This is a genomic window from Campylobacter gastrosuis, from assembly GCF_030249845.1.
In the GTDB taxonomy this organism is placed as follows: Bacteria; Campylobacterota; Campylobacteria; order Campylobacterales; family Campylobacteraceae; genus Campylobacter_A; species Campylobacter_A gastrosuis.
The window spans coordinates 13362-27153 of the sequence record NZ_JANURM010000014.1; the positions used below are offsets into that span (position 1 = coordinate 13362).

General features: G+C 39.4%; 14 protein-coding genes and 1 other RNA gene. 7 read left to right on the forward strand and 8 right to left on the reverse strand.

The window, feature by feature from the left end; genetic code table 11:
* Nucleotides 1–630: 630 nt before the first annotated feature.
* The 3 genes from gdhA to NYG85_RS09045 form a co-directional block, all read right to left on the reverse strand.
* A complete protein-coding gene (gdhA, locus tag NYG85_RS09035; protein ID WP_284938179.1) occupies nucleotides 631–1989 on the reverse strand; it encodes an NADP-specific glutamate dehydrogenase in 1359 nt (452 codons plus the stop codon).
* Between the two features lie 78 nt (nucleotides 1990–2067).
* Nucleotides 2068–2490 carry a Sua5/YciO/YrdC/YwlC family protein gene (locus NYG85_RS09040; RefSeq protein WP_284938180.1) on the reverse strand — a complete coding sequence of 141 codons (423 nt, stop codon included), beginning with the start codon at nucleotides 2488–2490 and terminating at the stop codon, nucleotides 2068–2070.
* On the reverse strand, nucleotides 2487–5306 hold the full coding sequence (locus NYG85_RS09045) for an FAD-binding and (Fe-S)-binding domain-containing protein (protein ID WP_284938181.1): 2820 nt from the start codon (nucleotides 5304–5306) through the stop codon (nucleotides 2487–2489). Before NYG85_RS09045 ends, NYG85_RS09040 begins: the two co-directional genes overlap by 4 nt.
* 100 nt (nucleotides 5307–5406) lie before the next feature.
* On the opposite strand from NYG85_RS09045, the gene NYG85_RS09050 reads away from it, so the two are divergent.
* Genes NYG85_RS09050 through NYG85_RS09060 form a run of 3 tightly spaced genes read left to right on the forward strand, consistent with a single transcriptional unit; the run spans nucleotide 5407 to nucleotide 7704 of the window.
* Nucleotides 5407–6429, forward strand: a complete 1023-nt coding sequence (locus tag NYG85_RS09050) for a ribonucleotide-diphosphate reductase subunit beta (RefSeq protein ID WP_284938182.1) — start codon at nucleotides 5407–5409, stop codon at nucleotides 6427–6429.
* Nucleotides 6419–7078 carry a carbon-nitrogen hydrolase family protein gene (locus NYG85_RS09055; RefSeq protein ID WP_284938224.1) on the forward strand — a complete coding sequence of 220 codons (660 nt, stop codon included), beginning with the start codon at nucleotides 6419–6421 and terminating at the stop codon, nucleotides 7076–7078. Before NYG85_RS09050 ends, NYG85_RS09055 begins: the two co-directional genes overlap by 11 nt.
* Nucleotides 7075–7704 (forward strand): protein-L-isoaspartate(D-aspartate) O-methyltransferase, encoded by a 630-nt coding sequence (locus tag NYG85_RS09060; protein WP_284938183.1) that lies wholly within the window; start codon nucleotides 7075–7077, stop codon nucleotides 7702–7704. The genes NYG85_RS09055 and NYG85_RS09060 overlap by 4 nt, the downstream gene beginning before the upstream one ends.
* Here NYG85_RS09060 and NYG85_RS09065 read toward each other — a convergent pair.
* Entirely contained in the window at nucleotides 7701–8741 is a 1041-nt protein-coding gene (locus tag NYG85_RS09065; protein ID WP_284938184.1) for an AI-2E family transporter, read from the reverse strand. The two genes, NYG85_RS09060 and NYG85_RS09065, sit on opposite strands and share 4 nt — an antisense overlap.
* A gap of 108 nt (nucleotides 8742–8849) precedes the next feature.
* On the opposite strand from NYG85_RS09065, the gene NYG85_RS09070 reads away from it, so the two are divergent.
* Nucleotides 8850–9086, forward strand: coding sequence for an AbrB/MazE/SpoVT family DNA-binding domain-containing protein (locus NYG85_RS09070; protein WP_284938185.1), 237 nt, complete (start codon nucleotides 8850–8852; stop codon nucleotides 9084–9086).
* Nucleotides 9086–9394, forward strand: a complete 309-nt coding sequence (locus NYG85_RS09075; RefSeq protein WP_284938186.1) for a type II toxin-antitoxin system PemK/MazF family toxin — start codon at nucleotides 9086–9088, stop codon at nucleotides 9392–9394. The genes NYG85_RS09070 and NYG85_RS09075 overlap by 1 nt, the downstream gene beginning before the upstream one ends.
* On the opposite strand, the gene ruvB is transcribed toward NYG85_RS09075, so the two are convergent.
* Nucleotides 9391–10401 (reverse strand): Holliday junction branch migration DNA helicase RuvB, encoded by a 1011-nt coding sequence (gene ruvB / locus NYG85_RS09080; RefSeq protein ID WP_284938187.1) that lies wholly within the window; start codon nucleotides 10399–10401, stop codon nucleotides 9391–9393. The genes NYG85_RS09075 and ruvB overlap by 4 nt on opposite strands.
* A gap of 2 nt (nucleotides 10402–10403) precedes the next feature.
* The gene (panB, locus tag NYG85_RS09085; RefSeq protein WP_284938188.1) at nucleotides 10404–11189 is read right to left on the reverse strand and encodes a 3-methyl-2-oxobutanoate hydroxymethyltransferase; all 786 of its coding nucleotides are present in this window, start codon (nucleotides 11187–11189) and stop codon (nucleotides 10404–10406) included.
* Between the two features lie 84 nt (nucleotides 11190–11273).
* On the opposite strand from panB, the gene NYG85_RS09090 reads away from it, so the two are divergent.
* Both NYG85_RS09090 and ssrA read left to right on the forward strand, forming a co-directional pair.
* Nucleotides 11274–11678, forward strand: a complete 405-nt coding sequence (locus NYG85_RS09090) for an Hpt domain-containing protein (protein ID WP_284938189.1) — start codon at nucleotides 11274–11276, stop codon at nucleotides 11676–11678.
* 34 nt (nucleotides 11679–11712) lie between these two features.
* Nucleotides 11713–12071: a transfer-messenger RNA gene (gene ssrA, locus NYG85_RS09095) on the forward strand.
* Nucleotides 12072–12243: 172 nt separating this feature from the next.
* Here ssrA and NYG85_RS09100 read toward each other — a convergent pair.
* Together NYG85_RS09100 and NYG85_RS09105 are read right to left on the reverse strand one after the other, a co-directional pair.
* The gene (locus NYG85_RS09100; protein ID WP_284938190.1) at nucleotides 12244–12783 is read right to left on the reverse strand and encodes a type II secretion system protein; all 540 of its coding nucleotides are present in this window, start codon (nucleotides 12781–12783) and stop codon (nucleotides 12244–12246) included.
* A gap of 391 nt (nucleotides 12784–13174) precedes the next feature.
* Nucleotides 13175–13720 (reverse strand): YbaK/EbsC family protein, encoded by a 546-nt coding sequence (locus NYG85_RS09105; protein ID WP_284938191.1) that lies wholly within the window; start codon nucleotides 13718–13720, stop codon nucleotides 13175–13177.
* Between the last annotated feature and the right edge of the window lie 72 nt (nucleotides 13721–13792).

The window sequence follows — 13792 nt, forward strand, 5'->3', positions numbered from 1 at the left end:
TAACTGCCGACAAGTCGGCTTTTACGTTCTAGCGTTTTTGAAAATTTTTATTTTTAAAAGTCAAACAATCTAAAAAATGGCAAAGCGAAGTAGGGTCGGCCCACTTCTCCCTTTGTCATAACTCGCAGACCACAAAAATGGTATCGTAATACCATTTTTGTTACCGTCTGCTCCCCTACGACAACGCTTCTAAGGTGGCGAACATCTGCCGATTAAAATCGGCGTTCGCAGGTTTGAATTTTTTACGTTTTAACAGTTTTAAAATTTTGTGTTTTTTGCAAAAAATTTCGCCATTTACCAAGTAAAAACGCTCTTTTATTGCTGTGCTTTTGCAGGTTTTAACTGCCAACAAGTCGGTTTTTACATTTTAGTATTTTTGAAAAATTTAATCAAAAAGCAAAAACTTACAAACTAAAATTTATATGGCTTTTTTACGAGTAAAGCAAAGCAAAGTCGCCCAGCGTTTAAAAATCAGCGTTTGCGGTTTAGATTTTTTACGTTTTATCATTTTAAATTTTAATCCAAAAACGCCATTTACCGCAGTTTTTACTTAAAATTTTATGCTAAAAAGTTAAAAGTTAGTAGTTTAATGTCAAGCAGGATAAAATTTAGGGGCAAAAGCCCCTAAATTCACACGTATCCTTGGTCAATCATAGCGTCAGCTACTTTTCTAAATCCAGCGATATTTGAGCCAAGCACTAAGTTGCCAGCTTCGCCAAATTCAACGCTAGTTTCATAAGATAGCTCAAAAATGTGTTTCATAATGCCTTTTAGTTTGCTATCAACCTCATCAAAGCTCCAGCTTGTCATACCAGCATTTTGCATCATTTCAAGTCCGCTTGTAGCCACGCCGCCGGCATTTGCAGCCTTTGCTGGGCCAAAGTAGAAGTCCTTTTTAGAGAGCATAAACTCAATAGCTTCAAGTGTGCTTGGCATATTTGCACCCTCGCTTACAAAGCGGCAGCCGTTTGCATAAAGAGTTTTGATATCTTCTAAATTTAGCTCATTTTGTGTAGCACTTGGGAATGCGCCATCACAAGGCACGCTCCAAACGCCGTTTGTGCCGGGCTTATATTCGCTTACTGGTGTGTATTTTGCGTTCGGACGAGATTTTACGTATTCGCTAAGTCTTGCACGTTTTACCTCTTTTAGCTCTTTTAAGAGTGCTAAATCAATGCCATCAGGGTCGTAAATAAAGCCGTTTGAGTCTGAAACGGTGATAGCTTTTGCACCAAGCTGGGCTAGTTTTTCAACGGTGTAAATCGCCACGTTGCCAGAGCCTGAAACTGCACATTTTTTGCCCTCTAAGCCAAGTCCGGCTTTTTTTAGCATATTATCTATAAAATATACCGCTCCATAGCCAGTAGCTTCTGTTCTAGCAAGGCTACCGCCCCAGTTTAGCCCTTTGCCAGTTAAAATTCCATCATAAAGTCCAGTTAGCTTTTTATACTGCCCAAAAAGATAACCAATCTCACGACCGCCAACGCCGATATCGCCGGCTGGGACGTCGGTTGTGTTGCCGATATGGCGGTAAAGTTCAGTCATAAAATTTTGGCAAAATCTCATTATTTCATTATCGCTTTTGCCCTTTGGGTCAAAGTCAGATCCGCCCTTGCCACCGCCGATAGCCACGCCAGTTAGCGAGTTTTTAAAGATCTGCTCAAAACCTAGAAATTTTAAAACGCCAAGATCAACGCTCGGGTGAAATCTAAGTCCGCCTTTGTATGGTCCGATAGCCGAGTTAAACTGCACGCGATATCCATTATTTACCTGCACTTTGCCGTTATCATCTACGTAAGTTACGCGAAAGCTAATGGCTCTTTCAGGGATTGTGATACGCTCTAAAATAGCGTGTTTTTCATACTTACTCTCTTTGTCAAGTAGTGGTTTAAGGCTAAAAAGCACCTCAGTTGCCGCTTGGATAAAGACATCTTGACCGACACACGACCTTTTAAGGTTGTCTAAAATCCTATTTACGTAGTTGCTCATACGCTCTCCTTTTGTTAAATTGTAGTTGGATTTTAACACGGCTATAATTTTTTTTAGTTTAAAGTTAAATTAATAATTTTATCTTAGGCGTTTGATGTTACGATTTGAAACTTTTAGGATTTTTGAGGCACCATTTTGGCTAAAATTTTCATCAACGACGACATCAGCCACGCCCCTTGCCCACGCTTCATCAAAATTTTTGCCGTGCAAATTTGCCGAAGTTGAGTAAAGCCAGTCAAATTTAGCTAAAAATTTCTCGTGTCTTTCATCTTTTATCACGCGAATTGCCCTTTTGTTTTTGTATAAAAAGGTCGTTTTTGTAGCTTTTCTAACCCTATTTTTAAAAATTTTTGGCACACGAGTTAGGTTTAAAAGCTGTGAAAATTTTGCGGTTGTGATTAGGCAGGGCTGATTTAGTGGGCGATTTTTAATGGCATTTAGGGCTTTTAAATCCTTGCTTAAAAGCCCAGCTGTCGTGTCGGTTTGTGCTAAAAATATCATAAAGTCGCTTCATTAACTAAATATACGATATTTTTAAACTCAATGCCACCATAGGCGTTTAGCCCGATCTCACAAGTCCCGCTCGTGCTTACGCCAAAGTCGTAGTTTTGGGCTTCAAATTTCAGATCCCTTGTTGAGCTTTGATTTAGCTCTGGCGTGAAAAAGCCCTTATTACCAGCAAATCCACAGCATTCAAAGCTCTTAATCACGTCCGCTTTTTTTACGCACATTTTGGCTAGTTTTTCAATAAAATCGGCTTTTTTAGCACGTTTTAAAAGGCAGAGTTTGTGGATTAAAACGCTTTTATCAAGGACTTTAAAGCTTAAACGAGATGAAATTTCAAACAAAAACTCAGATATGTCAAGAATTCTTAGCCCCTCATTTTCTAGCGTTTTTGCCGTTTGATAAAAACAGCTTGAATGATCCACGACTACTGGATATTTGCCGTTTTGGCTCGCATTTAAAAGCTCGGATTTTAAAAATTCTCTGTTTGTTTTTAAGATATTTTCATAATCAACAAACATCTTGCCACAGCACATTTTTTCAAGCGATTTTGGATAAATTACCGAAAATTTCGCCTTTTTACACACGCTCTCAAAGACCTCTTGAATGTTTCGCTTATCGCTCATTTTTGCGTTTGGCTTAAACATTCTATTTGTGCAGGCTGAAAAATAGACGACTTTATCGCTAAATCCTAGCTTGTCGCTAAATTTAAAATCGTTTGAGCGTGGCATAAATGGCGGAGTAAAAGGGATATTTACGCTAAAATTTCTAATCGTTTTTGTTAGATTTGAAACGCCCTTTTCGCCGATGATTGCCGAGCCAAAGCCGTATAAATTTAGCCCAAATTTTGCGATTTTTGTTACATTGGCAAAGTTATTGTAAATTTTTGTAGCGGTGTTTAGGGTTTTATCACTTATCGCTTTTCTTAGCTCGGTTGCGATATTTGCGGTATTTATGCCAAGCGGACACAGCTCAAAGCACTCGCCACAGGTAGCACAGGTTGAGATACCATAATACTCATATTGAGTTAAAAGCTCGTTTGCTTTGTCATTTTCATTTTGTGCTAAGAGCCTTGAAATTTCACGCAAAACGGCGATTCTTTGGCGTGGGGTTAGGGTTAAATTTTTGCTTGGGCAGTGCTTTTCGCAAAATCCGCACTCCATACAGCGATTTATAATCTCGGTGTTATCTGGGATATTAAAGAGATTTTTTGGCATCGCTTTTAGGTTTTTTTTGTAAATTTCAGGGTCGTCGCTGATGATTACATCTGGATTTATTAGGCGTTTTTCATCAAATAAATTTTTAATGGCACGATTTATCGCATACGCCTTTTTGCCCCATTCAACCTCAACAAAAGGCGCTACCATTCTGCCAGTGCCGTGCTCAGCCTTGGCGCTACCGCCCATATTTGGGACGTCGTTGCTCATATCTTTTACGAGATTTGAGAAATTTTCATACTCTTTTGGGTCGTTAAAATCTGGCGTGATATTAAAGTGTAAATTCCCACTTAAAGCGTGTCCAAAAATCACGCCCTCAAAGTTATGCTTTTTAAAAAGCTCCTGCAAATACGCAACGCCGTCGCAAAATTTCTCAATCGTAAAGCAGATATCTTCTGTTACAATTGTCGTGCCTTGCTTTCTTGCCCCAGCCACAATTGGTAAAATTCCCTTTCTGATACGCCACCACGAGCTAAACTCGGCCTCGTCGGTTGAGTAAAGCGGAGTAAGTGGCATAGAGATATCGCTTAGCTCGGCTTTTATGCGTTCTAAATTCTCATTTAGCTTAGCTTCATTCTCGCTCTCGCTTTGGATTAAAATGGCTGTGTAGCCCTCTTTACACTCTTTAATAATTGAAGGCACACCCTCAATCTCTTTTGTAGCGTTTAAACAAGCATAATCCATCATTTCAGCCGCTACAACGACATCTCGCCCTAAATTTGCTAGTTTTACGACCGCCTTTGAAGCTTGTGCTAAATCATCGTAAAATAAAAGCCCACAGCCCTTAAATTTAAAGTCATCAACGGCAAAATAACGCACTTTGCTAACAAAGCCAAGAGTGCCTTCGCTACCGACAAAAATGTGATTTATAATATCTCTAATATCGCTAAAATCAAGCAGAGAATTTATAGAGTAGCCAGTGGTGTTTTTGATTTTGTATTTACGTTTTATTAAACTAACAAGCTCATCGTCGGCTAAAATTTCATCTCTAAGTTTAAACAACCCATTTGCAATGTGTTTATGCGTGTTTAAAAAGCTCTCAACGCTCTCATCACTAGCCGTGTCAATAATCGTGCCGTCAAGCAAAATCGCCCTAATTGAGTGAATTGTGTTGTAGCTATTTTGTGCCACGCCACAGCACATACCGCTTGAATTGTTATTTAAAATTCCACCAATTAAAGCCGTAGTAATCGTAGCTGGATCTGGTCCGATTTTTTTAGAAAATGGCTTTAAGGCGTTATTTGCTTCGCTTGCTATGACGCCACAATCAAGCTCAATCACACTTGCATCATCATTTATCTTTATGCCTTTAAAGCCGTCGTTTGCGATGATTAAGACCTTATCTGAGCTACACTGCCCAGAGAGCGAACTACCAGCTGCCCTAAATGTAACTGGCGTTTCGTATTTAGTGGCAATCTTTAAAAGCGAGATAATTTCATCTTCATTAACCGCCTTAACCACGACCCTTGGCGTGTAGTTGTAGCAACTTGCATCAATGCCATAAGCGTATCTTAAAAGATAACTCTCAAAGACACGATTTGGACAAATTTTATTTGCCTCTTTGATAAAATTTGCGTAATCTTCGCTCCATTTCATTAAATCCCCTTTAAAAAGTAGTGTCAAAATTATACCCAAAGATAGGTGAAAAATTTAGCTTTTATTTGGTAAAATCCATTAAAAATTACAAAGGCAAAAAATGCAAAGAAAACGAATTTACAACCCAAGCTCAAATGAAAATTTAACCGACAGGCGCGTTTTTAACGGTAATCCGCACGGAATTTTAAATTTTACAAAGGCAAAATACGAGTGGGCGTTAAAGCTTTGGGATTTAATGGAGGCGAACACGTGGTTTCCAAAAGAAGTTGATACGACCGATGATGTGCGCGACTACGCCTACAACCTAACCGAAGCCGAGAAGCGTATGTATGATCTAGTTTGGAGCCAGCTTATCTCAATGGATAGCTTTCAGACAAACAACCTAGCCGATAACATAAATCCCTATATTACAGCACCTGAGATAAACGCCTGTTTGGCGCGTCAAGCCTATGAGGAGGCAAATCACAGCAAATCTTATGCGGTTATGGTTGAAGCGATTTGTGATAACACTGACTTAATCTATGAAATGGAGAAGCACGATGACGTTTTACGTGAGAAAAACGACTACATTTCAAGCGTTTATGAAGAGCTTGCCGGCGAGGTAACGGACGAAAAACTGCTTCTTGCAATGGTGGCAAATCAAATTTTAGAAGGGATCTATTTTTATAGCGGATTTACGGCGATTTATGCTTTGGCACGCGCTGGTAAAATGCTTGGCAGCGCGCAGATGATACGCTTTATCCAGCGCGATGAAATCACTCATCTTTTGCTCTTTCAAAATATGATAAACTCAGTCCGCAAAGAACGCCCAGACCTTTTTACGCCAGAGGTTGAGGCTAAAATTTATGATATGTTTAAAAAGGCTGGTGAGCTTGAAATAAAATGGGGCAGATACATCACGCAAAACCAAATTATGGGCTTTACTGATGATATCATCGGCGAGTATATCCACTATCTGATAGACCAACGCTTGGTGGCGATCGGACTAAATAGAATTTATAACGCAAAGCACCCGATAAAGTGGGTTGATGACTTTGCGAAATTTAACGACCAAAAGTCAAATTTCTTTGAAGCAAAGGTTACAAACTACTCAAAAGGGAGCATAAGTTTTGATGATTTCTAAAATTTTACACCCAATTACACTAACTGGCACAAGCTACGATGAGCGTGTAAATAGCCTTTTAGCCGAGATTAAAAACGCACCAAATGGCTCACTAATCCTAGCTGGCGAGCTTTGCCTTAGCGGATACGAGCTTGTTGTTGATGATGATTTGATAGCAAAAATTTCAAGCGTGGCTGAGGATAGAGTTGTTGGATTTTCAAGAATTGTAAAAAGCCGCGAAATTTACAACGAATTCGCCCTTGTTTCAAGGGATGGCATAATTTACAGACAGGGCAAACACAAGCTATTTTTGCCAAATAATGAGCATAAATTTTTTAACGCCGTGGCTGATAATATCAAGGTTTTTGAGCTAAATGGCATTAAAATCGCCGTTTTAATCTGCTTTGAGCTTAGATTTTTAGACCTTTGGCAGCGACTAAAAGAGGCTCAAATCATACTTGTGCCAGCAATGTGGGGCAGCGCTCGTGGGGACGTTTATACCACGCTTTGTAGGGCGTTAGCGGTGAGTAATTTCTGCTACGTTGTAGCATCAAGCGACCTTGATTTTAAATACAAAGCCGTTTTTAAACCAAACGGCGAAATTTGCGAAAGTTGCGACTTTGACTCCACTTTTGGGGCAAAAGTCAAGCGAAGTTTGGCGATTTTATGACAAATTTAGAAAGAGAAAGGTGCAAAGCCCTTGCCGTTGAAATCGGCGATTTTGTTACGCTAACCCCAGCCGTTTTTAGGGCATTTTGCGAAACCGAGCGTGAAATTTTTGTCCCATTTAGCAACCACGCTTACAAGCTTGACGCTCAGCCAATTAGCGATGACCAGTGGATTAGCTCGCCTTTAACGGTAGCAAAAATGACCCTAGCCTTAGAGTGTGAAAATGTGGATAATATCCTAGAAATCGGCTGTGGCAGTGGCTATCAAGCGGCGATTTTATCAAAACTAGCACACAGAATTTTTAGCGTGGAGCGGATACAAAATTTAGCAAACGAAGCCAAAAAACGCTTTGAAATTTTAAATATCAAAAACATTCACGTTCGCTTTGATGATGGCAATTTTGGCTTAAAAAGCTACGCACCTTACGACAGAATCCTGCTCTCAGCTGCCACAAACGAAGTGCCAAAAACCCTGTTTAATCAGCTAAAAATTGGTGGAATTTTAGTCGCACCAGTGGGGCAAAACAAGCAGTTCATCACAAAATTTATAAAACACAGCGATGAAAATATAGAAAAAATCGTCCTTGATGAGTGCCTTTTTGTGCCACTTTTAAGTGGCAGGGCTTAAAGTCGCTCTCGTAGCAGGGTATAAAGCTTAATCGTTGAGAGAAAAAACGTAACGATAGCTGGGCCAAGGATTAGCCCCCAAAATCCAAATGTGCTCATACCAGCAATCATCGCAAAAAATATCAAAAGCTCGTTGATTTTGGTTGGAATTTTAACGAGTTTTGAGTTTATAAATTTTATGATTAACGGCTTTAAAAATGTATCGGCGATGACTGAAATTACGATGATTGTATAAAGCGAAATCGCCACAGCAGCAGCGGTGTTGCCGTTTGCAAACTCATAAAGCGAGAGTGGCAACCACATTAAAACTCCGCCGACAACTGGGATAAGTGAGCTAAATCCAAATAAAATTCCCATTAAAACCATATCATAGCCGTAAATTCCAGTAATAATAGCAAACAAACACCCCTGAAAAACGGCGTTTATGATGACTGAGTAAAAGACCACGCTCATTACGTTTGCCACTTCACTTAAAATAAACTCGCTCTCATCGGCTCTCATCGGCAGTGCGTTTTTTAGGTAGCTTACAAGCTCGTTGCCGTATAAATTCGCAAAAAAGAAAAAGACAAGGATAAATGCCATATCCATCATAAATTTAGCACTTAATTTGCCAAGACTTGCTAGATTTGAAGCCAGATTTGAAGCAAAGACTTTAACATCAATGTCAGAGATGAACTCCTTAAATTTTGGCTCTAAAAACGCAATGCTTGTTGGCAGTTTTAAATCGTAGTTTTTAATGTATTCAAAGGTCGCTGTGGCTGAGTTTATATCAAAGTGTGCCGCTTGTTTTGCAACGCTAATTACGGCGTATAAAAACGGCGCAATAAAGAGCAAAAACAGCGTAGCGGTCGTGAGCGTAGCAGAGAGCGTCTTTTTGCCTTTGCTAATGCTTAGAAATTTTACGTTGATATTTGAAGTAGCGACCGCTAAAAGGGCAGCGATGAAGATATTTAGCAAAAACGGCTTAAAAAGATACAGCACAAGCGAAAGTGCAAAAAGCACGAAAAATCCAAAATAAATCCGACCCTGACTTAGCATTTTTATCCTTTAAAAAAGTGCAATTATAGCAAAATTTGCTTCATTTGAAATTTTAATTAAAGTCAAATTTTATAGTAATTACTTTATAATTACAAAAAAAGGCTAAAAATGACTACAAATTTAATACAAATAGGCAACTCGCAAGGTATAAGACTACCTAAAAGCATAATTGAGCAGTTTGGGTTTGATAAAATTTCACTTGAAATTTTAAAAGAGGGGGTTTTACTAAAACCAGTTAAAGAAGACGACATAACTGACTGGGATACGCCAGAGCTAAGAAAGGCTGCCAGTGATGAAAAAACGTGCGATTTTGGCACAATAGATTTAGATGAGTGGGAGTGGTAATGAAACGATATGAGATATACTTTGTCGCCCTTGACCCAACAATAGGAGCCAAAATACAAAAAACTCGCCCCTGTGTCATCATCTCACCACCAGAGCTTGACTATCTGCAAACTAGGCTAATAGCACCAATAACCAGCAAAGGATTTGAGGCACCATACCGTATCAAAATCAAACTACTTGACAAAGACGGACTTATCTTGTGTGACCAAATCAGGTGTGTTAGCACAAGTAGGCTCGTTTCAAAAATCACAGAGCTTGACGCAAAAAGCATCAAAGCCCTAAAATCCGTGTTAAAAAAGATGTTTTAATCAAAAAGTCCTTTTTCATCACTAAATTTCAGGTTAAAAATCTCATACGCCTTTGCGCTTGCTATCCTACCACGAGCCGTTCGCTCAATGTAGCCATTTGCAAGCAAATAAGGCTCCAAAACGTCCTCAATCGTCCCTTCATCCTCACTCATCGCAGCCGCAATCGTGCTAAGCCCCAAAGGACGCCGTTTTGCTTCAAGCAAAATTTGCAGATATTTTATATCCATTTCATCAAATCCGAGCGAATTTACACCAAGTGCGTCAAGGGCTTCTTTGCTTCGCTCGTGCGAGATGAAATTTTCATCATTTATCTCGGCAAAATCGCGAATTCGTTTTAGTAGCCGTAAAGCGATACGTGGTGTGCCTCGCGAACGCCCAGCGACTTCAAGAGAGGCGTTCTTATCGCACTCTTTGCCAAGTTTGCTTGAAGCGATTTGCACGATACGACTTAGCTCATCGGCTGTGTAAAACTGCAACCTAAAATCCATACCAAAGCGATCACGAAGCGGTGCTGATATCATACCGGCGCGAGTGGTGGCGCCAATTAGCGTAAATTTTGGCAGGTCAATCTTAATCGTTTGAGCAGCAGGTCCAGAGCCAATGATAATATCTAGCCTAAAATCCTCCATAGCTGGATACAAAACCTCTTCAATGGCTGGGCTAAGGCGATGAATTTCATCAATAAAAAGCACATCGCCCTCTTGGAGATTCGTTAAAATCGCAGCCAAATCGCCGCTTTTTTCTATCATCGGCGCAGCTGTCATCTTTATCGCCACGCCCATTTCGTTTGCGATTATGTGTGCAAGTGTCGTTTTACCAAGCCCTGGTGGCCCATAAAAAAGCACGTGATCAAGGCACTCAGAGCGTTTTTTCGCCGCTTTTATAAATACGTTTAAATTTTGCTTTATCTTATCCTGACCGATGTAATCATCAAATCCGCTAGGACGCAGGCTGACCTCAAAATCGCTCTCAAAACTTACTTTTTCTATCTCAACAATTCTATCCATTTTCACGCCTTGTAGCTAAATTCATCGGTTGGGAATTTTTGGCTTTTTACCTCGTTCGCGTAGGTTTTTACGGCGTTTTTGATTAAGGTTTTGCCGTCTAAATACTCTTTTACAAATTTTGGCTTAAAGCCCTGATAAAGCCCCAGCATATCGGAAAACACAAGCACCTGTCCGTCGGTATCAACGCCAGAGCCAATGCCGATAGTCGGGATTTTTAGGGCGTCTGTGATCTGTTTAGCGGTATCTGAAATCACACCTTCAAGCACAATGGCAAACGCCCCAGCCGCCTCTAAATTTAAAGCCGCCTCGGTTAGCCGTTTAGCCTCGTCATAGCCCCTGCCCTTTATCTTATAACCGCCCTCAAACCGCACATTTTGGGGCATAAGTCCGATATGTCCGCACACGGCTATGCCCTCGCCGGTTAGCTTTTTTATGATTGAGATAGCCCTATCTTCGCCCTCTAATTTCACGCAATCAGCGCCGCTTTGTTTTATAAATTTCGTGGCGTTTTTTAGGGCTTGTTTCTCGCTTTGATAGCTACCAAAGGGCATATCAGCCATTAAAAGTGCCTTTTTTACGCCGTTTCTTACAGCTTTTGTGTGATAAATCGCCTCGTTTATGCCAAGATTTAGCGTGTCTTTTTGCGCGTTAAAGCTCATATTTAGGCTATCTCCGACCAAAATAATATCTACAAACTCATCAAAAAGCGAAGCAAAAAGTGCGTCATAAGCGGTGATTGCCACGATTTTTTCTCTGCCTTTTTTGCCTAATATTTGCGTTATACTCATTTGGTTTTTGCCTTTTTTTAAAATTTGTGCTAATTTTAGCAAAATTTTGATACAATTAGCCCTTAATGTTTTTAAGGATATAAAATGGGGATGCTTAGGAATTTAGAGATTGATTATTCGCTTGACATTGTTGAAGAGTTTTTATCTCACTACTCGCTAATGTGCGACATCATTGAGCCTTTGGTGATAAATTTAAATCGCCCAGAAAAGTATCAAGAAAACATAAAAGAGCTGTTTAGAATTTATCACAATATCAAGTCAGCTGCTGGTTATATGCACCTTGACCCTATCGTAAAACTCGCAGCCCTTGCAGAAGAGGTTTGCACGGAGGCTAGGGACATAAGAGGCCCTGCAAATGATAAATTCATAGACTGGTTGTTGCTTGTTGCTGACCAGTTTTCAAAATACAAAGATGATTTAGAGAGTGACAGCGAGTATTTTAGCGTGCTTGAACCGCTAATCATAAATATCCCGACAAAGCTTGACTAAATCCAAAAATCGCTGTAAAATAGCACTTCTTTATGGGAGCGACTTGGCTTCGACAGGAGCAGAGTGGTCGTGGTGGCATACCGCTTTTGGCAAAGCGTAAAAAGCCTAAATTAAAATTAAACGCAAATAACGTTAAATTCGCTCCTGCTTACGCTAAAGCTGCGTAAGTTCAGTTGAGCCTTGCACCTTTTGATACTATCTAAAAAGGTCTGCGAGTAATCCAGGTAGTGTAGTTTTGGGGTTTGACGAGCCTTGAAGCGAAGCTTAGTCTTAGTCTAAATTTTGGTTTTGGGAAGTGAGCCTTTTTAGATGAAATTTTCACTTCTGCTAAGTATGTAGAGGCTGCGGTTGTTTTGTTTTTGGACAGGGGTTCGATCCCCCTCGCTTCCACCAGTTTTAATCTTTGCAAAATTATGATTAACAAACTCTGTAAAACATTTTATTTCTTATTTAATCAATTGTAAAAAATGGCATTAAGTTTTATATGAATTATTTCTTAATTTAATGTGTAAAATTTTTAATAAAAAGAGTTAGAAAAACGGCTATTTCTAGCCGTTTTATAGGTTTAGAATACTACGCCCATACCGCCGACTTGGATAAGACCTTTATTCGCTTCTGTTACTTTTGAACCATCGCTTTTTGTAATTGTAGAAGTAAATAAATCACTAATGCCTTTATTTTTATAAAGTTTAGCACATATATCAGCTGTTGATTCGCTACCTTTTGATAGTTTTATGTGAGAAGGCGTTGTAACTGTTGTTTGAGTTGAACCAGCACCAGTTGTCGCATCGCTTGATTTTACTAATTCAATTTCAAAGCATTTTTTGCCAGCGGCTTTTATAATGCCTTTATTTTTAGCGCCATTTTCATCAAATTGCACAGCAGTCATTGCCTTGATATCTGCAACATTACCATCTTGCGCAAACTGCCCCTGAGAGGTATAGTAAGCCGTAATATCAGATATTAGCGTAGTAAGATTTGTTGCGGCCTTAGCCATTTCTGCATCATCACGTGTAGCTGTAAGTCTAGGCACGGCAACAGCAGCTAAGATACCTAAAATAACGATCACGAAGATCAACTCAATCATTGTAAAACCCTTTTTCATAGGTTACTCCTTAAAATAAATTTCACTTTACATACACTTAGGTAAAATTTATTTCTAAAACACCCAAAAATCAAGCGTTTAAAACGAAATTTTTAAGCAGAAAAATGATTTTACATTATAAATTTAAGCAGGATAAAGACTAAAAAGCTTTTGAATTTTAAAGAAACGTGGATAAAAACGTTAAAGATTGGTTAGAAGTGTTAGTCGCTCCGCCTTTCGTGTAATTATAGATGAAAATTTATTTAAACCTTTATGAGATAGAAACGATAAAAGCAAGAGGTAAAAAGATAGAATAGGGGCTTAGCCCCCTTTTAAATGATATATCCGTTTATGCTTAAATTTTTAGAGTAATACCATACGCCGTTAAATCGTATCTTTGTGAAATTTTAAATCAAAGGCTGGGGGTTTTATCCGCAAAATCAACAAGCTTTGGCTTTACGATACGCAGGTAATCTTCGGCGTTTAAAACGATTGAGCGGTCAAGCAATCCAGCGTTAAAGGCAATCTCGCTAAACCTGCCAAAAAGCTTCTTATCTACGACCAAAAGCAGCCGTTCATCAAAGCTAAATGGCGGTATTGAGCCAAAGACGCAGTCCGTTAATTCTGTAACTTCGGCTGGACTTGCTAGGCTTGCCTTTTTTGCACCAAAAACTGCCGCAAGTCGCTCTAAATTCGCACTATGATCGGCTGGTAAAATCGCAATTACATTGACTTTTACGCTCTCTTTTTGGCTTAAAATACCAAAATTTTCAGCCAAAAATGAGCCACTCACGCCCTTAATCGTGCAAACTAACGCCTTTGCACCTTGCCCTAAATGCGTCCCACGAGCGGCTGCTACGCTCTCTGAGGTGCCTGCACTCTCGTGATTTATCACACGAAATTTCGCCCCATTTTGCGATAAACACTCATAAATTTTATTAAAAATCGCCTCTGACATAAAAATCCTTTTAAACATTTATAAAATTATTACCAAAAGCAACTTAACATTTACTTCACAAAATTTATTTAA